This is a genomic window from Streptomyces sp. B6B3 (assembly GCF_039871525.1).
Taxonomy (GTDB): Bacteria; Actinomycetota; Actinomycetes; order Streptomycetales; family Streptomycetaceae; genus Streptomyces.
Map to the genome: position 1 here is coordinate 62,562 of NZ_JBDPLU010000019.1, position 20,668 is coordinate 83,229.

Sequence of the window (20,668 nt, forward strand, 5' to 3'; positions counted from 1 at the left end):
GTCTCCTTGGGCTGACATCTTGGGAGGATTGGGGCGTCCCGCATCCGGGCACGCCGCAGTCGCGTGAGCTTCTCATGGTACGTGGTCGGGGTGGCCGGATTCGAACCGACGGCCTTCCGCTCCCAAAGCGGACGCGCTACCAAGCTGCGCCACACCCCGTCAATGGCTCACGTCGCGACACGTAGCGTACAGGTCCCGAGGGCGAGGGCTCCAAGCGGCCTGGCCTGGCGGAGGGCGCTGGTACGATGCCGATCGTGCCGACTGCCGCGGACCCGGCTCCATCCCGCGGCCGACCGGCGCTCGCGGGCGTAGCTCAATGGTAGAGCCCTGGTCTTCCAAACCAGCTACGCGGGTTCGATTCCCGTCGCCCGCTCCCATGGTTCGGGCCCGGCTTCCTCGCGGATGCCGGGCCTTCCGTGTGTCATACCGGCGCCTACTGGCCGTCGCTGCTGTCGTCGGTGATCGAGTCGTCCACCTCGGCCACGGAGTCGGTGACGGAGTTCAGGAAGTCCTCTATCGGGTCGGAGGCGCCCGTGGAGGCCAGCGTGAAGCCGAACAGCATGGCAACGACGGCCGGACCCCACTTCATGGTCCCTCCGCGGATCAAGAAGAACAGGATCACGCCGAACAACAAGGCCAGCGAGAACGAGATTTCCACAACTGATCACACCTTCGGAAGGTTCGCCTCTGCACCACCAGGGGCTTGACCACGGCCGCCGCACCCCCGCAGGAACCATCGTGCCATCAACTCACCGGCGCGTGGAGGGAGCTGGCAGCGCCCGCGGCTGGAAAAACACCCTGGGTACCGAGGTCGCGCGTAACCAGTCCGTTAGCCGCACCAGCCACTCGACACACCCCAATTCCCCCAATTCCCAGGGGACCCGGCGAGGTACGCGGTTTTCCACGCAAGGTCCACGGGAGCGGCGCCGCGGAGGCCCGTCGGGCCCGGCGACCGGCCGGACGTGCGGGAACATATCACCCTTTTGCCCCGATCGAAACCGTCATATTACGGACAGATGTGAGACGGATGCCACCGTGGCGGCACGTCGCGGTTTCGTTACACGAACGGAACCTCCATATCTCCCCCGGGCGCCCCGCGGATGAATTTCGGGAAGCGCGCGGCACGGACTATCGTGCGCTCGATGTTGCGCGTCCGTAATCATCGAGACCAGCCGACGGCCGCCGGGGAGCAGGTGGCGGCTCCTCCCGCGCGGGGCACGGAGGGCCCGGCGCGGGCGACGCCGCGCGACCCGTACTTCGACAACGCCAAGTACCTGGCCATCCTGCTGGTGGCGATCGGCCACACCTGGACGCCGCTGCGCGACGACTCGCGCGCCGCGTCCGCTCTGTACATGTTCGTCTACGCCTTCCACATGCCGGCCTTCATCCTGATCGCCGGCTACTTCTCCCGCGGCTTCGCCGCGCGCCCCGACCAGCTGCGGCGGCTGGTGACCGGGATCGGCGTGCCCTACCTGGTGTTCGAGGTCGGCTACGTGCTCTTCAGCCGGCTGAGCAACGACCCGGACGGCGTGTTCCGCCCGTTCAGCGTGCTGGACCCCTACTACGTCACGTGGTTCCTGGTCGCGCTCTTCGTCTGGCGGCTGTCCGCGCCGATCTGGCGGGTCGTCCGCTGGCCGCTGCCGCTCGCGCTGGTGGTCGCGGCGGTGGCCTCGGTCTCCCCCCACCTCGGAAACGACCTGAACCTGCAGCGGGTGTTGCAGTTCCTGCCGTTCTTCGTGCTGGGCACGCTGCTGCGCCGGGAGCACTTCGACTGGGTGCGGCGCCGCGAGATGCGGATGCTGTCCGTGCCGGTCCTCCTCGCCGCCCTGGCCGTGGCCTACTGGGCCGTGCCGCGCATGAACCACGCGTGGTTCTACCGTTCGGACAGTGCCCAGGAGTTGGCCGCGCCGTGGTTCGTCGGGGTGGTGATGAGCCTCGCGCTGTTCGGCTGCGGGCTGCTGCTCAGCGCGTGTTTCCTGTCCTGGGTGCCGCGCCGTCGCACCTGGTACACCGCGCTGGGCGCCGGCACCATCTACGGCTATCTGCTGCACGGCTTCATCGCCAAGGCGTCCCGCTGGTGGGACTGGTACGCGGCGGACTGGATCGACACCCCGGCCGGCCGGGTCGGGGTGACGCTGATCGGCGCGGCGGTCATGACGGCGCTGTGCACCGCCCCGGTGCGCCGGGTCTTCCGGTTCGCCGTGGAGCCCTCGCTGCACTGGGCCTTCAAGCGCGAGACGGACACTCGGCACGGGCACGGGCACGGGCACGGGCACGGTGCGCGGCGCCCGGCGCGTTCGGGGAGCTGAGATCGACGGTGGTGGGCGCGCCCCACACGGGGCGCGCCCACCGGCGCTGTCGGGCGCGGCTCAGTCGATGCTCGCGCCGTACCGCGCCAGATAGGCCAGCGGATCGACGTCGGTGCCGTATCCGGGGCCGGTGCGGATCTCGAAGTGGAGGTGCGGGCCGCTGGTGCGGCCGGTGTCACCGGTCTCGCCGATTCCCTCGCCGGTGTCCACCCACTCCCCCAGGGACACGGAGATCTCCGACAGGTGGGCGTAGAGGGCGTAGTAGCCGTCGGTCATCTCGACCAGCACGGTGTTGCCGTAGTCGCCGGAGTCCTCGGCGAGCACCACGGTGCCCGGCCCGACGGACCTGACCGGGGTGCCGACCGGCGTCGCGAAGTCGACGCCGGTGTGGTAGCCGGCGGCCCAGCCGCCGGGGATGCCGTAGGCCGCGGAGACCGGGTAGCCGGTCACCGGGGCGGTGCGGGTCTCGGTCGCGAAGGCGGCCCAGGGCGCGCCGTCGCCGTAGCCCCCGTAGCCGTCGAACGGCGCGTACGGCACGTGCGGCGCATGCGGTACGTAGGGCGCGTACGGCGCGTACGGCTCGACGGGCACTCCGGTGGGACCCGAGAGGTGCCCCTGCTCACCGCGCTCGCCGAGGTGCGGCAGGGCCTCGTGGCCGACGGCCGGCACGGTCCACGGTCCCGTTATCACCACGGCTCCCAGCAGCGCGCTGGCCGCGGCCCGGCGGGCCATCCTGGCCGGGCCCGGCTCGCATCCGGCCCCGCGGCGGCGCCGGCGGCGTCCCGGGCCGCGGCGGGAGTCGCCGGGCGCGCTCGGAAGTGGATGCGACTGCTGACTCGGGTGCGACGTGCGTCGCGGGCAGGTGTCATCGCTCATGTCAACGAGCCAAGGCCAGCGCGGCGCGCGGCGCATCAGGGCCGGGCGGCGCCGCACCGCCGATCGGCGGACACCGCACGCGGCGGGCTCCGCCACGTCCGCGCAGCTCAGGACGGTCCGTCAGACCGCGGGTGGGCGGCCGGCGCGACCGCTCCATAAGGTGATCACGAGTTCGGCCCACCGGCGTGCCGGATGGGCTACTCGCGGCTGATCAGCACCAGCGCGCGGTCGTCGTTGACGTCCTTGGCGACGGCCTCGATCAGATGCCACGCGGCGCCGCGGAAACCGGAGAGCACGTACCGGTCGGCCTCGCCGGTCAGCCGGTCCACGCCCTCCGACAGGTCGCGGCCCGACCGCTCCACCAGGCCGTCGGTGAACAGCATCAGCACGTCGCCGCGGCGCAGCGTGCCCTTGGCCGGGTGGAACTCGGCGCCCTCGTAGACGCCGAGCAGCGGGCCCTCCGCGGCGATCTCCGACCAGCGGCCGGTGCCGGCGTTGAGTTGGATGGCCGGGACGTGTCCGGCGGAGAGCAGCTCGAAGTCCCCGGTGTCCAGGTCCAGCACGAGATGGATGGAGGTGGCGAAGCCCTCGTCCCAGTCCTGCCGCAGCAGATAGCCGTTGGCGGCGGGCAGGAACGCGTGCGGCGGCAGCGAGCCGACCAGGCCGCCGAAGGCGCCGGAGAGCAGCAGCGAGCGGGAGGCGGCGTCCATCCCCTTGCCGGACACGTCGGTGAGCACCACCTCCAGCGTCCGCCGGCCGGGGCCGGTGCGGGAGGCCACCACGAAGTCGCCGGAGAACGACTGTCCGCCGGCCGGCCGCAGCGACATCTCGTGGTGCCAGCCGGCGGGCAGACGCGGCAGCCGGCCCTGGGCGTGGATGCGTTCCCGCAGGTCGAACAGCATGGTGCCGCCGCCCCGCCAGGGCACGCCCACCCGGCTGCGGAACTGGGCTATCAGCAGGCCGGCGAGCGCCACGCTGGCCACCACCAGGATGCTGCCCGGGGTCACCAGGTCCGGCTCGGAGCGCCGTTCGACGATCATCACGGCCTCCAGCAGCAGCGCGAGCGCGGTGACCACGTAGAGGCCGAGCAGGCTGGCCGGGCGCAGCAGCAGCCCGCCGAGGAGCAGCGGCATCACCAACGACTCGGGCGGGCACCACTCGGGCCAGGCGACGGTCAGGCCGGAGAGCACGGGCACGGTGAGCAACAGGGTGCTGAACGCCAGCCAGTCGGAGGTGCCGCCCCTGAAGTAGTCGACGGCCGCCCGGCGCAGCCCGGTGCGGACGCGGTGAAGCGATCGTTGGGCCCGGGATCTCCGGACACCTCGGGGAGCGGACTCCGCACCACGTGCCATGGTTGGCGACCCTATCCAGCTGTTCGGGCGGGCGTCGAACCCCGGGGAGCGGTCTCTCGGCTTCTGGGCAAGGAAATTGTGTCGCACCGCGGCCTCTGCGCTGATAGGCATGGTGATATGACGATTGACGTTCGTGCCCTGGACCCGGCCGACTGGGACGCCTGGTACGGAGTGCTGGAATGGGCCTTCGGCGGGCTGCCCGAGTCCACGGAGGAACGGGCGCTGTGGCGCGGGCTGACCGAACCGGAGCGCTCCCTGGCCGCCTGGGACGGCGAGCGGATCGTCGGCTCCTACGGCCTCTTCACGTTCGAGCTCGCGGTGCCGGGTGGCGCGGTGGTGCCGACCGGCGGCGTGACGATGGTCAGCGTCGCCGCCACGCACCGGCGGCGCGGCCTGCTGCGCCGGATGATGGCCCGCGGCCTGGAGGACGTCCGGGCGGCCGGCGAACCGCTGGCCGTGCTGACCGCCTCCGAGGCGGGTATCTACGGGCGGTTCGGCTTCGGGGTGGCGAGCCGGGGGATGAGCGCGCGGATCGACGCGGATCGGGTGGCGATCGCGCGGCCGCCGGGCGCCGACGCCCTGCGGCTGCGGGTGGTGGAGCCGGAGGCGGAGCTGGCCCGGTGCGAGGAGCTGTACCACCGGCTGGTGCCGGGGCGCCCCGGCATGTTGCGGCGCCGTCCCGGATGGGAGCGGCTGGCGCTGCTCGACCCGAAGCAGGACCGGGAGGGGGCCTCGGCCCGGCAGTGCGTGCTGGCCGAACGGGCGGACGGCGAGCTGGTCGGGTACGCGCGCTACGCGCTGAAGCCGGAGTGGGCGGGCCAGGTGCCGGCCGGCACGGTGCTCGTCCGGGACCTGGACGCGGCGGAGCCCGCGGCCTACGCGGCGCTGCTCGACTTCCTGCGCAACATTGACCTGATGTCGACGGTGTCGCTGCGCGCCCGCCCGCTGGACGATCCGCTGACGCACCTCGTCTCGGACGTGCGGCGCTGCGACCTGCGGGTCGAGGACCGGCTCTACCTGCGTCCGGTCGAGGTCGGGGCGGCGCTGGCCGCGCGCGCGTACGCCACCGAGGTGGACGTGGTGTTCGAGGTCGCCGACGCGTTCTGCCCGTGGAACGAGGGCAGGTGGCGGCTGTCCGGCGGCCCCAAGGGCGCGGTGTGCGAACGGACGAGCGACCCCGCCGACCTGGCCCTCTCCGTCCGGGAGCTGGGCGCGGCGTATCTCGGTGGCGCGTCGCTGGCCGAGCTCGCGAGGGCCGGCCTGGTGACGGAGCTGCGCCAGGGCGCGCTGGACGCGGCGTCCGTCGCGTTCTCGCATCCGCTCGCGCCCTGGCTGCCGCACGGTTTCTGACCGCGCCCCGACGGTCGCACGCCCGGGGTGGCAGGATCCGGCGGCGCGCCGCCCGGCCGCCACGCGCGCCGGTGCATCCACGCTCCGCCGGTCGTCGCGGTGCACCGGCGGCGGGGGTCAGGAGCGCGGTGCGGGACGGAGGCTTCGTCAGCCGGGCTGGCAGCGCGGGCACCAGAAGAGGTTGCGGGCCGCGAGCGTCGCGGCCCGCACCTGGGTGCCGCACACCAGGCACGGCTGCCCGGAGCGGCGGTAGACGTACACCTCGCCGCCGTGGTCGTCGACCCGGGGCGGGCGGCCCATCGCCTCGGGCGTGTGCTCGGGTCTGACCGTGTCGATGCGTCCGGTGCGCACCCCCTCGGTCATCAGCGCGCCCAGGTCGGCCCACAGCGCCAGCCACGTCGCGCGGTCGAGGTCGCGCCCGGGCAGCCGGGGGTCGACGCCGTGCCGGAACAGCACCTCGGCGCGGTAGACGTTGCCGACGCCGGCCAGCACCCGCTGGTCCATCAGCAGCGCCGCGATCGGGGTGCGGCTCGCGCTGATCCGGCGCCAGGCCCGCTCCGGGTCGGCGTCCGGGCGCAGCGGGTCGGGGCCGAGGCGGTCCCGTATCGCCAACCGCTCCTCGGGGGTGACGAGCGCGCAGGTGTTGGGGCCGCGCAGCTCGGCGTACGGTTTGCCGCCGTCGTCCGGGTCCGGGGCGGCCGGCGGCCGCCAGAGGCGCAGCCGGATCTGCCCGACGGGCGGCGGAAGTGGGCCGTCGCCGAGGGCGACCTTCCCGTAGAGGCCGAGGTGGACGTGCATCCACGCGCCCGGCTCGGCGTCCGGGTCGGCGGTGCCCTGGCCGGTCGTGGGGCCGAAGCCGAGGAGCAGATGCTTGCCGTGTGCCTCGGCGACGGCCAGCGTCTGGCCGTCGACCAGCGCGGCGCCGTCGGCGAACTTCCCCTGCGGGCTGTCCGCGCGCACCGCCCGGCCGCCGAACCGCTCGTCGAGGTCGGCGGCCAGCCGGTGGATCGTGTGGCCCTCGGGCATCAGCCGCGCCCGGGGTCCGGCAGAGGGGGCAGCGTGCCGTCGGCCTCGTAGGCGCTGAGCATGGCGATGCGGCGGGCGTGCCGATCCGCGCCCGAGTAGGGCGTGGTGAGGAAGACCGCCACGAACGAGGTCGCCTCGTCCGCGCTGTGCAGGCGGGCGCCGACGCCGAGCACGTTGGCGTCGTTGTGCTCGCGGGCGAGCCGCGCGGTCTCCTCGCTCCAGGCCAGCGCGCAGCGCACGCCGCGGACCTTGTTCGCGGCGATGGCCTCGCCGTTGCCCGAACCGCCGATGACGATGCCGAACGCGCCCGGGTCGGCGGCCGTGCGGGCGGCGGCGCGCAGGCAGAACGGCGGGTAGTCGTCCCGCGGGTCGAACGCCTGCGGCCCGCAGTCCACCGGATCGTGCCCGTGCTCCGCCAGCCAGTCCAGCAGATGGGCCTTCAGTTCGTAACCGGCGTGGTCGGAGCCGAGGTAGACGCGCATGGCGACGAGTCTGCCATCGGCCGCGACCGCGCCGGACCACCGAACGGTCAGCCGCGGTCGCGGCCGAGCAGGTGCCAGGCCGCGGGCAGGGCGCCCATGGCCAGCGCCGCCTTGAGCGCGTCGCCGAGCAGGAACGGCACGAGCCCGGCGTCCACCGCCTCGGCCGCCGACATCCCGGTGGCCAGCGCGAGATAGGGCACGCCCACCGCGTAGGTGATGGCGGTGCCGACGGCCATGGTGGCGACGGTGCGCGGCACCGTGCGGTCGCCGCCCCGGCGGGCCAACGCCCCGACGGCGCCGGCGGCGAGCGTCATGCCGATGACGTAGCCGAAGCTGGGCATGCCGTAACCCGAGGTGCCCTCCGCGAACCACGGGGTGCCCGCCATGCCGGCCAGCGCGTACAGCAGCAGCGAGAGCAGGGCCCGGACCGGACCCAACGAGGCGCCGACGAGCAGCGCGGCGAAGGTCTGCCCGGTGACCGGCACCGGCGACCCGGGCACCGGCACGGACAGCTGCGCGGCCGCACCGGTGAGCGCCGCGCCGCCGAGGATCAGCGCGAGGTCGCGGACCCGGGCACGGGACTCGGTGGCGGCGGGCAGCAGGTCGGCGAGTACGGCTCCTGGTCGGCGGGCGACGCCGGCGGCGAGAGGGGCGGCGGCTGTGCTCATGCGGTGCTCCAGCGGGTCGGTGGAACGCGTACGGGAACCCTCCGACGCTAGCCGACCAAGCTCGAACGCCTCTTGGGCGCCGGCTGTGGTCTTCGCGACATCGGGCGGCGTCAGCCGGCGGAAGGCGCCGTCACGCGCCGTCACGCCCCATCAGTTCCGATTGCGGTAGGGTCGCTACTGCAATAAATTCGCAATTAGTCGAGATGGGCAACGGCATGGCCACCTACTCCCTCCCCGAGCTCCCCTACGACTACTCCGCGCTGGAGCCGGTCATCAGCGGCGAGATCATCGAGCTGCACCACGACAAGCACCACGCCGCGTACGTCAAGGGCGCCAACGACACCCTGGAGCAGTTGGAGGAGGCGCGCGCCACCGACCAGTGGGGATCGATCAACGGGCTGGAGAAGAACCTCGCCTTCCATCTCTCCGGCCACATCCTGCACTCCATCTACTGGCGCAACATGACCGGCGACGGCGGCGGTGAGCCGCTGGAGCGGGACGGCACCGGGGAGCTGGCCGACGCCATCGCCGAGTCCTTCGGCTCCTTCGCCCGCCTCAAGGCGCAGCTGACCAGGGCCGCCGCCACGACGCAGGGCTCGGGTTGGGGCGTGCTGGCCTACGAGCCGGTGAGTGGGCGGCTGATCGTCGAGCAGGTCTACGACCACCAGGGCAACGTCGGCCAGGCGTCCGTGCCGATCCTGGTCTTCGACGCCTGGGAGCACGCCTTCTACCTGCAGTACCGCAACCAGAAGGTGGACTTCGTCGAGGCCATGTGGCGCGTGGTGAACTGGCAGGACGTCACCGCCCGCTACACCGCCGCCAGGGAGCGCGCCCAGAACCTCCTGCTCTCGTGATCGTCTTCTCACCCTTCACGGGACAGGCGGAAGAAGAGGCGGCCCCCGCACGGACCTGACGTGCGGGGGCCGCCTCGTGCGGTGCCCGGGCTCAGTCGAACCGGGGCTCCGCCTCCCGGGTGCGCTTGATCTCGTAGAAGCCGGGCGTGGAGGCCACCATCAGGGTGCCGTCCCACAGCCGGGCGGCGGCCTCGCCCTTCGGCGCCGGCGTGACCACCGGGCCGAAGAACGCGATCTGCTCGCCGTCCGCGCCCGGCACCGCGATCACCGGCGTGCCGACGTCCTGGCCGACCAGATCGATGCCGGAGGCGTGCGAGGCGCGCAGCTCGGCGTCGTACCGGTCGGAGTCCGCGGCCTGGACCAGATCGGTCGGCAGCCCGGCCGCGGCGAGCGCCTCGGCGAGGGTCTCGGCGTTCTTCGGGCGGCCCTGGTTGTGGAAGCGGGTGCCGATCTCGGTGTACAGCGGCCCGAGCACCTGGGACCCGTGCTCCTGCTCGGCCGCGACGCACACCCGCACCGGACCCCAGGCGGCGCGCATCGCCTCCGCGTAGTCGGGCGGCAGGTCGTCCAGCCGCTTCTCGTTCAGCACCGACAGGCTCATCACGTGCCAGCGCACCTCGACCGGGCGCTGCTTCTCGACCTCCAGCATCCAGCGGGAGGTCATCCAGGCCCACGGGCACAGCGGATCGAACCAGAAGTCGGCTGGGGTCTTGTCGGACATGCCCTGTCTCCTCGGCTGAACGTGTTCTGCGGCGATGGTGGTGGCGGACGTCCATGGCGACAACCCGACCGGACCGCGACGCATTCCTGGCGGGATGGAATGCTGGCACGCGCCGTGCGGGCGGGGCACCGCCACGCACCGCACCGCCGAGCGAACATCGCTGGACCAACCGCGCAGCAAGGGAGTGGCCCGTGCCCGGAGAGAACCTGACCCGCGAGGAGGCCCGGGAGCGGGCCGCCCTGCTGACCGTCCACGGGTACCAGGTGGCCCTCGATCTGCGCTCGGCGACCGAGCCGCCGCCCGGCTCCGGGCCGCGCACGTTCCGCTCGACCACCACGATCCGCTTCGGCTGCGCCCGCGAGGGCGCGGAGACCTTCGTCGACCTGCTGGCCCCGCGCGTGCACTCGGTCACCCTGAACGGCGACGCCCTGCCCGTCGACCGGATCTTCGACGGCACCCGCATCGCCCTGGCCGGCCTGCGCGCGGAGAACGAACTGACGGTGGACGCGAGGTGCGCGTACAGCCGGACCGGCGAGGGACTGCACCACTTCACCGACCCGGAGGACGGCGAGACCTACCTCTACACGCAGTACGAGCCGGCGGACGCGCGCCGCGTCCTCGCCACCTTCGAGCAGCCCGACCTCAAGGCGCCGTTCGACGTCGAGATCACCGCGCCGGCGCACTGGACGGTGCTGAGCAACGGGGTCGAGGAGGCGCGCGAGGAGCTGGCCGACGGCACGGCGGCGACCTGGCGCTTCGCCCGCACCCGCCCGATCTCCACCTACATCACCGCCGTGGTGGCCGGCCCGTACCACGTGGTGCGCGACCACTACGCGCGGAAGCTCCCGGACGGCGGCACGCTGGACATCCCGCTGAGCGCGCTGTGCCGCAAGGGCCTGGCCCGGCACTTCGACCCCGAGGAGATCTTCACCGTCACCAAACAGGGGTTCGACTTCTTCCACGACGCCTTCGGCTTCCCGTATCCCTTCGGGAAGTACGACCAGGCGTTCGTGCCGGAGTACAACATCGGCGCGATGGAGAACCCGGGCCTGGTGACGTTCCGCGAGGACTTCGTCTTCCGCGGCCGGACCACCCGCGCCTCCTACCAGGGGCGGGCCAACACGCTGCTGCACGAGATGTCGCACATGTGGTTCGGCGACCTGGTGACCATGGAGTGGTGGGACGACCTGTGGCTCAAGGAGTCGTTCGCCGACTTCATGGGCGCGTTCTCGCTGGTCGAGGCCACCCGCTTCGAGGAGGGCTGGATCACCTTCGCCAACCGGCGCAAGGCGTGGGCCTACCGGGCCGACCAGCTGCCCTCGACGCATCCGGTCACGGCCGACATCCGGGACCTGGAGGACGCCAAGCTCAACTTCGACGGCATCACCTACGCCAAGGGTGCCAGCGTGCTGAAGCAGCTGGTCGCCTACGCCGGGCGGGAGGCGTTCCTGGAGGGCGCGCGGCGGTACTTCCGGCGGCACGCCTACGGCAACACCCGGCTGGCCGACCTGCTCGCCGTGCTGGAGGAGACCTCGGGGCGGTCGATGACCGCCTGGGCCGAGGCGTGGCTGCAGACCGCGGGCGTCAACGCGCTGACGCCGCGCCTCACGTACGCCGAGGACGGGCGGATCGCCGAGCTGACCGTGGTCCAGGCGGCGGCCGCCAGCCATCCGACGCTGCGCCCGCACCGGGTCGCGGTCGGCCTGTACCGGCGCGACGAGACGGGCGCGCTGGTCCGGTACCGGCGCGCCGAGCTGGACGTGGACGGCGCCGAGACCGTGGTCGCGGAGCTGGCCGGCGCCGAGGCGCCCGAGCTGGTCCTGGTGAACGACGACGACCTCACGTACTGCAAGACCCGCTTCGACGAGCGCTCCCTGGCGACGCTGCGCGAGCATCTGGGCCGGATGACCGACCCGCTGGCCCGCGCGCTGTGCTGGTCCGCGCTGTGGAACCTGACCCGCGACGCCCTGCTGCCGGCCCGCGACTTCCTCGCCCTGGTGCGGCGGTTCGCCGGTGCCGAGACGGAGATCGGGGTGCTCCAGATGGTGCACGACTGGGCGCTGTCCGCGCTGGAGCACTACACGGTGCCCGAGCGGCGCGAGACGGTCCGCGCCGAGCTGGCCGAGGCGGCGCTGGCCGAGCTCCGGCAGGCCCCGCCGGGCGGGGACCACCAACTGGCCTGGGCCCGGTTCTTCGCGGTGGTGGCCGCCTCGGACGCCGAGCTGCGGCTGCTGGCCCACCTGCTCGACGACACCGAGACGATCGGCGGCCTGGCCATCGACCAGGAGCTGCGCTGGGCGTTCCTGCGCGCGCTGACCGCGCACGGACGGGCCGGCCGGCCGGAGCTGGACGCCGAGTTGGAGCGGGACGACACCGCCTCGGGCGAACGCCACCACATGCGCTGCCTCGCGGCCCGTCCGGAACCCGAGGTGAAGGCGTGGGCCTGGGAGCGGGTGGTGGAGACCGACACGCTCTCCAACGCCCTGGTGGAGGCGGTCATCGCCGGTTTCGCTCAGCCGGGTCAGCGGGAGCTCGTGGCGCCGTACGTGCCGAGGTACTTCGAGGCCCTCGAACGGGTCTGGCGGGAGCGGACGATCGAGATCGCGATGGCCGTGGTCCGCGGCCTGTTCCCGATGGAACAGGGGAACGCGGCGACCCTGGAGGCCACCGACGCCTGGCTGGCCGCGCACCAGGACGCGGCGCCGGCGCTGCGCCGCCTCGTCCTGGAGGCGCGCGACGATCTGGCACGCGCTCTCCGCGCACAGGCCGCGGCGGCCGACTGAGGACGTGCGCCACCCCGCGCCCGGTGGGGCGCGGGGTGTTCGGGTCGCGCCGGGCCCCACGACCGTTTTCGACCGTTGGCGACCGGATCATGGCTACTGACGACCAGTCAGTTCCGACTCGCCACTCGAACGCGCGTACTTTAGTACGTGGTTGTCCGCGTTTGGCGACGGGCGTGTAACAACGGGAGCGATCCGGGTCCCCACCGGGAATCGGCCGGTCATGAGTGCCTCCAGGAACCCGATCACACCCCGCCCGCTGCACGAACTCGCCGACGCCAGGTGCCGCGTGATGACCGTTCAGGAGTTGCGCGAGCACGGGGTCAGCAGTGCCGCCGCGCACGAGCGCTGCCGCCCCGGCGGGCCGTGGCAGATGCCGCTGCCCGGCGTCTTCCTGCTGCACGCGGGCCCGCCCACCGCCGAGGAGACCCTGCACGCGGTGCTCAGGTACACCGGCGGGCGGCCGGGCGAGGCGATGGTCAGCGGGCTGGCCGCACTGGCCCTGCACGGGTTCTCCGCCGTGCCGCCGCTGGCCGCGCTCAACCGGGTGGACGTGCTGGTGCCGCGCACCCGGCGGCTGCGCTCCTCAGGGTGTGCCCGGATCGTGCGCACCCACCGGCTGCCGCGCCCGGTCGAGGTGGGCGGCTTCCCGGTGGCGCCGGCGCCCCGGGCGCTGGTGGACGCGGTGGTCCGGCTGGTGGACCCGCTGGCGGTGCGGCGGCTGATGGTGGAGGCGGTGCGCGGCGGGCACTGCGAGCCGTACGCCGTGGTACGGGAGTTCACCCGGGCCCGGCTACGCGGCCGACCGCAGGTGGCCGGGGCGGTCGAGGCGCTGCTGGCCGAGGCGCGCGGGATGGCCGAGGAGCGGCTGATGGAGCTGGTGCGGGTGGGCGGGCTGCCCGATCCGTGCTGGAACGTGGAGCTGTGGCTGCCCGGCGGGCCCTGCCTGGGCGAGGTCGACGCGTACTGGCCGGACCACGGGGTGGTCGTGGAGATCGACGCGCGGGCGCCTTCCCGACGAGGCCCCACCCCGGCGGAACCGAGGGTTCCGGAACGGGGGACCCTGGTGGCGGAGGGCCAACACCCGTCCACGCGGGGACCGGAGACCCGGTCTCCGAAGCCATGGGCCGCGGAGACGCCGGGAACGGAGCCGGGGACCTCCGAGACGCCGGGCTCTCGGTCGGGCTCCGAGACGCCGGGAACGGAGACGTCGGGAACGGAGACGCCAGCGCGGGAGACGAAGTCCTCCCGGACGCCCGCGCCGGATACGCGTGGCTCCGAGACGCCGACGTCGGAGGCGTCCGCGTCGGAGGCGGAGGCCTTCGAGAGGTGGGTGGAGGAAGGGCGGGCCGCGGGGGCGTGGGGGTCCGACGAGGCCGCCGGTGACGGGGATTCCGACCAGGACCCCGCATGGGCCGAACGGATGCGCCGGCGTGCCTCGTTGGAACGACTCGGCGTCACCGTGCTGCACCTGACGCCGCGGAAGCTGCGGGAGCCCGCGGAGCCACAGGTCTCGCTGCTCCGCGCCACGCTGCTGCGCGCCGCGGCCAAGGATCCGGGGGGCTATCTGGTGGTGCTCCCCCGCTGATGGACGCGGGTCAATCCGTCCTCCGGTGACCCAATCGTTACTGATCGGGACGCGACAAGTTTGACCCAACTCACCCCGTCAAATTGATCACTTCCGTAAGATGGCCGGTCATCCTGCTCCGGGTTTCACGCAAGCCGACCAAGGATGCTCATGCCACTCAGACCGCAACTGACCCCGTTGACGTCCCGACGGCCCTCCCGCACCGCGATCGCGGCGGGCCTGGTGGCCGCACTGGCGATGACCCCGGCGGCGTTCGGCGCCGCCCCAGCCCACGCCGGCGACGTCCCGCCGCCCACGGCGGACAAGCCGCTCGGCGAGAAGTTCTCCACCCATGACGCCACCCTGCTCGCCGAGGCACGCGCCGCGGGCGAGCCGCACGTGACCATGATGATCGCGGCCGAACCGGGCGAGACCGAGGCCGTGGCGGACCGGATCGAGGCGCTGGACGGCGCCTCGGTGGGCTACACCGAGGAGTCCGTCGGCTACGTCCGCGTCACCGTCCGCACGGGCAAGGCGGAGGCCGCCATCGCCGAGGCCACCGGCATGGACGCGGTGCGCGCGATCGACCTCAACGAGGAGATCCGGATCCCCGATCCGGTGCCCGAGTCCACGGACGTCGGCGAGGCCAGCGTGAGCCGGGAGTACTCGGGCCCCGACGCCGACACCCCGGCGGCGAACCCGTACCAGCCGGCGCACGAGACCGGCGCGGTGGACTTCGTCGAGGACCACCCGCGGGCCGACGGCCGCGGCGTCACCATAGGCGTGCTCGACACCGGCGTCGACCTGGCGCACCCGGCGCTCCAGGAGACCAGCAACGGCAAGCCCAAGATCACCGACTGGGTGACCGCGACCGACCCGATCATCGATCTGGACGGCAGTTGGCGCTCGATGATCACCGAGGTCTCCGGCCCCTCCTTCGAGTACAACGGCCGGACGTACACCGCGCCGGCCGGCGACTACCTGATCAACACCTTCCGGGAGAACGCCGCCAGCGGCGAGATCGGCGGCGACCTCAACCGGGACGGCGACACGACCGACGCCTGGGCCCTGCTGTACGACCCGGAGGCCGGTTCGGTCCGCGTCGACCTCGCGGCCGACGCCGACTTCACCAACGACGAGGCCATGACGCCGTACGGTGAGAGCCACGACGTCGGCTACTTCGGCACCGACGACGAGGCAACCGAGATCGCCGAGGCGATCCCGTTCGTCGTGGAGATCCGCGAGGACGTGCCGATGGACCCGTACGGCGGCGACTGGGTCGGCCAGACCGCCGACTTCGTCAACATCGGCATCGTCTCCGGACGGCACGGCACCCACGTCGCCGGCATCGCCGCCGCCAACGGGCTGTTCGGCGGCGAGATGGACGGCGCCGCCCCCGGCGCGCAGGTCGTCTCCTCGCGCGCCTGCTCGTTCGGTGGCGGCTGCACCTACACCGCGCTGACCGAGGGCATGATCGACCTGGTCGTCAACCGGGACGTGGACGTCGTCAACGTCTCCATCGGCGGCCTGCCCGCGCTCAACGACGGCAACAACGCGCGGGCCTGGCTCTACAACGAGCTGATCGACACCTACGGCGTGCAGATGTTCATCTCCGCCGGCAACGACGGCCCCGGCACCAACACCGTCGGCGACCCGTCCGTGGCCGACGACGTGGTCAGCGTCGGCGCCGCCATCTCCGACGACACCTGGGCCGCCAACTACGGCTCGGGCGTCGAGCGGAACTACGCGATGATGCCGTTCTCCTCGGCCGGCCCGCGCGACGACGGCGGCTTCAAGCCGACCATCGCCGCCCCCGGCGCGTCGATCAACGCGATCCCCACCTGGCAGGCCGGCAGCCCGGTCCCCGAGGCCGGCTACGACCTGCCGCCCGGCTACGGCATGCTGCAGGGCACCTCGATGGCCTCGCCGCAGGCCGCCGGCGCCGCGGCGCTGCTGCTCTCCGCGGCGAACCGGTACGACGTCGAGGCCGATCCGGCCAGCCTGCGCACGGCCCTCACCAGTTCGGCCGACACGATCCGGGGCACCCAGGCGCACGAGCAGGGCGCCGGCCTCATCAACACCGAGGCCGCCTGGCGGCAGCTCACCCGGGGCGCCGACGCGCACGAGTACACCGTCGAGGCCCCGGTCGACCACGCCATGGACGAGTATCTGGCGACGCCGGGCGTGGGCAGCGGCGTCTACGACCGGGAGAGCGCCCCTACGGTCGGCCAGTCGGAGCGGTACGACGTCACCATCACCCGCACCACGGGGCCCGACCGCCCGGTCCGGCACAGCCTGGAGCTCGCGAACAACGACGAGCGCACCTTCCGGCTGGTGGGCCGGAACAGTGACTCGGTGACGCTGCCGCTGAACGAGCCGGTGACCGTCACGGTCGAGGCCCGGCCGCGGTCCGGCGGCGCGCACAGCGCCCTGCTGACCGTGGACGACGGCCGCACCGGCGGCACGGACACCCAGATCCTGGCGACCGTGGTCACCGCCGAGGACCTCGCGGAGCCCTCCTTCTCGGTGACCAACGCGGACGAGGTGCAGCGCAACGACACCACCTCGTACTTCGTGAACGTCCCCGAGGGCACCAAGACGCTGGAGGTCGCCATGAGCGGCCTGGCCGAGCTCAGCCAGACCCGGTGGATCGCCATCACCCCGTACGGCACGCTGGCCGACGACGCGGCGAGCAACCTCTGCTATCCGCACTACAACGAGTCGGGCAACACCTGCCGACCCGACCTGCGGTCGTACGAGGACCCGATCCCCGGCGTGTGGGAGATCGAGGTCGAGTCGCGGCGCACCTCGCCGATCCTCGACAACCGCTACGAGGTGACCGCCACCGCGCTGGGCACCACCTTCGAACCGGAGACCGTCACCATCGACGAGGCCGAGATCGGCACCCCGACCCCCGTCGACTGGGAGGTGACCAACGGCTTCGCGCCGATCGAGAACGGCTCGCTGGCCGCCGGCGAACTGGGTTCGGCGCTGACCGAGCGCCCGACCATCGCCGACGGCGAGTACGCCACCCACACGGTGGAACTGCCCGCCGACGTCTCCGAGCTCTCCGCCGTCATCGGCTCGCCGTCCGATCCCGCCGCCGACCTCGACCTCTTCATCTACTACGGAGAGGGCGACGACGCGGAGCTGATCGGCTCGTCCGCCTCCTCGGCCTCCGAGGAAGCGATCACCCTGGTCGACCCCGAGGCCGGCACCTACACCATCGAGGTGCACGGCTACGCGGTGCCGGCCGGCAGCACCGAGTACGACTACCGGGACGCGTATCTCAGCCCGGGGCTCGGCACGGTGGCCGTCGAGGAGGGCCTGATCAGCCTGGACACCGGCGAGAGCACCGAGGTCGGCGCCGAGGTCACGGTGACGGGTTCGGCGCCCGAGGGCCGCGAGTTCTTCGGCGCGGTCGAGCTGCGGAACGGTGCCGGCACCCCGACCGGCACCGGCGACATCACCATCGAACACGTGGTGCAGGGAGGCGGGGGAGCGGCATCCGAGTGACCTCACCCCGCTGAGGGAAGGCTGGTGAGCGCCCGTCCCCGACGGGCGCTCACCAGGCCTCGAGAACGCGCCCCCGCCGGGGCGGCCACGGCCGTTCCGGCGGGGGCGCGCGTGCGAGGATGGCGACACCGAGAAGCCCGAAAAAGGAGACCGACAGGTGCCTGGTACGAATCTGACCCGTGACGAGGCGCGGGAGCGCGCGGCGCTGCTCAGCGTCGACAGCTACCAGATCGCGCTCGACCTCTCCGGTGCGCAGCAGGGCGGCACCTTCCGCTCGACCACCACCGTGCACTTCACCGCGCGCAGGGCGGGCACCAGCTTCGTCGACCTGGTCGCGCCCGAGGTCTCCGAGGTGGTGCTCAACGGGCAGTCGTTGTCGCCGGCGGAGGTCTTCGCGGACTCCCGGATCGCGCTGCCGGGTCTGGTCGAGGGCCGCAACGAGCTGCGCGTGGTGGCGGACTGCGCCTACACCAACACGGGCGAGGGGCTGCACCGGTTCGTCGACCCGGTGGACCAGCAGGCCTATCTGTACACGCAGTTCGAGGTGCCCGACGCGCGGCGGGTCTTCGCCTGTTTCGAGCAGCCCGACCTGAAGGCGACCTTCCAGTTCACCGTCACCGCCCCCGAGGGCTGGTCGGTGATCTCCAACTCCCCCACCCCGGAGCCCGACGGCGCCACCTGGCGCTTCGACCCGACCCCGCGGCTGTCCAGCTACGTCACGGCGCTGATCGTCGGCCCGTACCACGCGGTGCACAGCAGCTGGGAGGGTCCCGACCGGACCGTGCCGCTGGCCGTCTACTGCCGGCCCTCGCTGGCCGAACACCTGGACGCCGACGCGATCTTCGAGGTCACCCGGCAGGGCTTCGACTGGTTCCAGGAGAAGTTCGACCACCCGTACCCGTTCGTCAAGTACGACCAGTTGTTCGTCCCGGAGTTCAACGCCGGCGCGATGGAGAACGCGGGCGCGGTCACCCTGCGGGACCAGTACGTCTTCCGCTCCAAGGTGACGGACGCCGCGTACGAGATGCGGGCCGAGACCATCCTGCACGAGCTGGCCCACATGTGGTTCGGCGACCTGGTCACCATGGAGTGGTGGAACGACCTGTGGCTGAACGAGTCGTTCGCCACGTACACCTCCGTCGCCTGCATGGCGCACGCCCCGGGCAGCCGTTGGCCGCACGCCTGGACGTCGTTCGCCAACTCGATGAAGACCTGGGCGTACCGGCAGGACCAGCTCCCGTCGACCCACCCGATCATGGCGGAGATCCGCGATCTGGACGACGTCATGGTCAACTTCGACGGCATCACCTACGCCAAGGGCGCCAGCGTGCTGAAGCAGCTGGTGGCGTACGTGGGCATGGACGAGTTCTTCCGCGGCGTGCAGGCGTACTTCCGGCGCCACGCATGGGGCAACACCCGGCTGACCGACCTGCTGAGCGCGCTGGAGGAGACCAGCGGCCGGGACCTGAAGACGTGGTCCAAGGCATGGCTGGAGACGGCCGGCATCAACGTGCTGCGCCCCGACATCAGGACCGAGGGGGACGGACCCGGCGCCGTCGTCACCTCGTTCGCGATCCGCCAGGAGGCGCCCGACCTGCCGGAGGGCGCCGTCGGTCAGCCGACCCTGCGCCCGCACCGGATCGCCGTCGGGCTGTACGAGCTCGGCGACGACGGCGTGCTGAGCCGCACCGACCGGATCGAGCTGGACGTGGACGGCGAGCGGACCGAGGTGCCGCAGCTGGTCGGCCGGCCGCGGCCGGCGGTCGTCCTGCTCAACGACGACGACCTCTCGTACGCGAAGGTGCGCCTCGACCCGGAGTCGCTCGCCGTGGTGACCGGGCATCTGGGCGGCTTCACCGAGTCGCTGCCGCGCGCGCTGTGCTGGGCGTCCGCCTGGGACATGACCAGGGACGGCGAACTGCCCACCCGGGACTACCTGAAGCTGGTGCTCTCCGGCATCGACCAGGAGACCGATATCGGCGTGGTGCAGTCGCTGCAGCGGCAGGTGAAGCTGGCGCTCGACCTGTACGCGGCGCCGGCCTGGCGGGAGACCGGTCTCGACACCTGGTCGGAGGCCACCCTGCGGCATCTGCGGGCGGCCGCGCCGGGCAGCGACCACCAGCTCGCCTGGGCCAGGGCGCTGGCAGCCACCGCCCGCTCCGAGGAGCAGCTCGGGCTGATCGCCGGCCTGCTCGACGGCACCGAGACGATCGAGGGCCTGGCCGTGGACACGGAGCTGCGCTGGGCGCTGCTGCACCGGCTGGTCGCCACCGGCCGGGCCGACGAGAAGGCCATCGCGGAGGAGCTGGAGCGCGACGCCACGGCGGCCGGCGAGCGGCACGCGGCGACCGCGCGGGCCGCCCGGCCGACCCCGGAGGCGAAGGCGGCGGCCTGGGCCTCGGTGGTGGAGGCGACGGGCGACGACGCGCTGCCCAACGCGCTCCAGGAGGCGGTCATCGGCGGCTTCGTGCAGACGGACCAGCGCGAGCTGATCGCCCCGTACACCCCGATGTACTTCGCGCGGCTGGCGGACGTGTGGGAGACCAGGAGCCGGGAGATGGCCCAGCAGATCGCCATCGGTCTCTACCCGGTGCTCCAGGTCAGCCAGGAGACGCTGGACACCACCGACGCGTGGCTGGCCGAGGCCGACCCCTCCCCCGCGCTGCGCCGCCTCACCATGGAGTCCCGGGCCGGCGTCGTGCGCGCGCTGGCCGCCCAGGCCGCGGACGACGCCGCCAGCGAGATGGCCTAGCCGGCCGGTCCGGCGCGGGTGCCCTCCGTCCCGGAGGGCACCCGGGCGTTCTCGTCGAGCACCCGCCGGAGGATCGCCTCCAGGGACGGGGCGTCGAAACCCGCGGGGTGCTCCGCGAGCCGGTGCCCGAGATGCCGCTCCGACCGCTCCGTCTGCCGTGCGGACGTGTCGTTCATCCAGCGCAGCCGCAGCTCGGTGTCGTAGATGCTGACGCCCACCGGAGAGCGGTACACGAGCGCCGCCAGCAGCGGGCCGACCTCGGCGTCACCCGCCTGCTGCCCCGCACGGTCGGATGCGGCCATCGATCGGACCCGTTTCTCATGCTTTGACCGAAATGCGAGAAATCTCGCTCAGTCTAGCCTCAGGATCTGGCGTTCGGATCTTCGTGGATCGGGGGACAGACCCCAGGAGCCGA

Annotated in this window: 14 protein-coding genes, 2 tRNA genes and 1 pseudogene; 8 read left to right on the forward strand and 9 right to left on the reverse strand. The window is 72.7% G+C overall.

The window, feature by feature from the left end:
* Nucleotides 1-82: 82 nt before the first annotated feature.
* Nucleotides 83-159: transfer RNA gene (locus ABGB06_RS30395), tRNA-Pro, on the reverse strand.
* 143 nt (nt 160-302) lie between these two features.
* On the opposite strand from ABGB06_RS30395, the gene ABGB06_RS30400 reads away from it, so the two are divergent.
* Nucleotides 303-373, forward strand: a tRNA-Gly gene (locus ABGB06_RS30400).
* Between the two features lie 60 nt (nt 374-433).
* Here ABGB06_RS30400 and ABGB06_RS30405 read toward each other — a convergent pair.
* Nucleotides 434-658 carry a hypothetical protein gene (locus ABGB06_RS30405; RefSeq protein WP_347595409.1) on the reverse strand — a complete coding sequence of 75 codons (225 nt, stop codon included), beginning with the start codon at nt 656-658 and terminating at the stop codon, nt 434-436.
* Between the two features lie 484 nt (nt 659-1,142).
* On the opposite strand from ABGB06_RS30405, the gene ABGB06_RS30410 reads away from it, so the two are divergent.
* Nucleotides 1,143-2,309, forward strand: a complete 1,167-nt coding sequence (locus ABGB06_RS30410; protein WP_347595412.1) for an acyltransferase family protein — start codon at nt 1,143-1,145, stop codon at nt 2,307-2,309.
* Nucleotides 2,310-2,369: 60 nt separating this feature from the next.
* Here the strand turns inward: ABGB06_RS30410 and ABGB06_RS30415 are convergent, their stop codons facing one another.
* On the reverse strand, nt 2,370-3,185 hold the full coding sequence (locus tag ABGB06_RS30415; RefSeq protein WP_347595415.1) for a M23 family metallopeptidase: 816 nt from the start codon (nt 3,183-3,185) through the stop codon (nt 2,370-2,372).
* A 197-nt stretch (nt 3,186-3,382) separates the two neighbouring features.
* A complete protein-coding gene (locus tag ABGB06_RS30420) occupies nt 3,383-4,537 on the reverse strand; it encodes a PP2C family protein-serine/threonine phosphatase (RefSeq protein ID WP_347595418.1) in 1,155 nt (384 codons plus the stop codon).
* A gap of 117 nt (nt 4,538-4,654) precedes the next feature.
* On the opposite strand from ABGB06_RS30420, the gene ABGB06_RS30425 reads away from it, so the two are divergent.
* Nucleotides 4,655-5,887, forward strand: a complete 1,233-nt coding sequence (locus ABGB06_RS30425; RefSeq protein ID WP_347595421.1) for a GNAT family N-acetyltransferase — start codon at nt 4,655-4,657, stop codon at nt 5,885-5,887.
* A gap of 147 nt (nt 5,888-6,034) precedes the next feature.
* Here the strand turns inward: ABGB06_RS30425 and ABGB06_RS30430 are convergent, their stop codons facing one another.
* The 3 genes from ABGB06_RS30430 to ABGB06_RS30440 are packed head-to-tail and all read right to left on the reverse strand — an operon-like array spanning nt 6,035 to nt 8,063.
* Complete coding sequence (locus ABGB06_RS30430) at nt 6,035-6,913, reverse strand: DNA-formamidopyrimidine glycosylase family protein (protein ID WP_347595424.1); 879 nt, start codon at nt 6,911-6,913, stop codon at nt 6,035-6,037.
* Nucleotides 6,913-7,395: a ribose-5-phosphate isomerase gene (locus ABGB06_RS30435; RefSeq protein ID WP_347595427.1), complete on the reverse strand. Its 483-nt coding sequence runs from the start codon at nt 7,393-7,395 to the stop codon at nt 6,913-6,915. Before ABGB06_RS30435 ends, ABGB06_RS30430 begins: the two co-directional genes overlap by 1 nt.
* Nucleotides 7,396-7,442: 47 nt before the next feature.
* Nucleotides 7,443-8,063, reverse strand: coding sequence for a biotin transporter BioY (locus ABGB06_RS30440; protein WP_347595430.1), 621 nt, complete (start codon nt 8,061-8,063; stop codon nt 7,443-7,445).
* A gap of 215 nt (nt 8,064-8,278) precedes the next feature.
* Here ABGB06_RS30440 and ABGB06_RS30445 point away from each other — a divergent pair, with 215 nt between their 5' ends.
* Entirely contained in the window at nt 8,279-8,917 is a 639-nt protein-coding gene (locus ABGB06_RS30445; protein ID WP_347595433.1) for a superoxide dismutase, read from the forward strand.
* Between the two features lie 91 nt (nt 8,918-9,008).
* Here ABGB06_RS30445 and ABGB06_RS30450 read toward each other — a convergent pair whose 3' ends face one another.
* A complete protein-coding gene (locus ABGB06_RS30450) occupies nt 9,009-9,638 on the reverse strand; it encodes a DsbA family protein (protein ID WP_347595436.1) in 630 nt (209 codons plus the stop codon).
* Between the two features lie 191 nt (nt 9,639-9,829).
* Between ABGB06_RS30450 and pepN (ABGB06_RS30455) the strand changes: the two genes are divergently transcribed.
* The 4 genes and pseudogenes from pepN (ABGB06_RS30455) (at nt 9,830) to pepN (ABGB06_RS30470) (ending at nt 20,253) form a co-directional block, all read left to right on the forward strand.
* Entirely contained in the window at nt 9,830-12,421 is a 2,592-nt protein-coding gene (pepN, locus tag ABGB06_RS30455; RefSeq protein WP_347595439.1) for an aminopeptidase N, read from the forward strand.
* A gap of 220 nt (nt 12,422-12,641) precedes the next feature.
* Nucleotides 12,642-13,430, forward strand: a pseudogene (locus ABGB06_RS30460) (hypothetical protein); the annotation flags it as partial.
* Nucleotides 13,431-14,156: 726 nt separating this feature from the next.
* Nucleotides 14,157-17,501 (forward strand): S8 family serine peptidase, encoded by a 3,345-nt coding sequence (locus ABGB06_RS30465; RefSeq protein WP_347595442.1) that lies wholly within the window; start codon nt 14,157-14,159, stop codon nt 17,499-17,501.
* A 157-nt stretch (nt 17,502-17,658) separates the two neighbouring features.
* Nucleotides 17,659-20,253 (forward strand): aminopeptidase N, encoded by a 2,595-nt coding sequence (pepN, locus tag ABGB06_RS30470; protein WP_347595445.1) that lies wholly within the window; start codon nt 17,659-17,661, stop codon nt 20,251-20,253.
* Here the strand turns inward: pepN (ABGB06_RS30470) and ABGB06_RS30475 are convergent.
* The gene (locus ABGB06_RS30475) at nt 20,250-20,555 is read right to left on the reverse strand and encodes a PAS domain-containing protein (RefSeq protein WP_347595448.1); all 306 of its coding nucleotides are present in this window, start codon (nt 20,553-20,555) and stop codon (nt 20,250-20,252) included. The two genes, pepN (ABGB06_RS30470) and ABGB06_RS30475, sit on opposite strands and share 4 nt — an antisense overlap.
* Between the last annotated feature and the right edge of the window lie 113 nt (nt 20,556-20,668).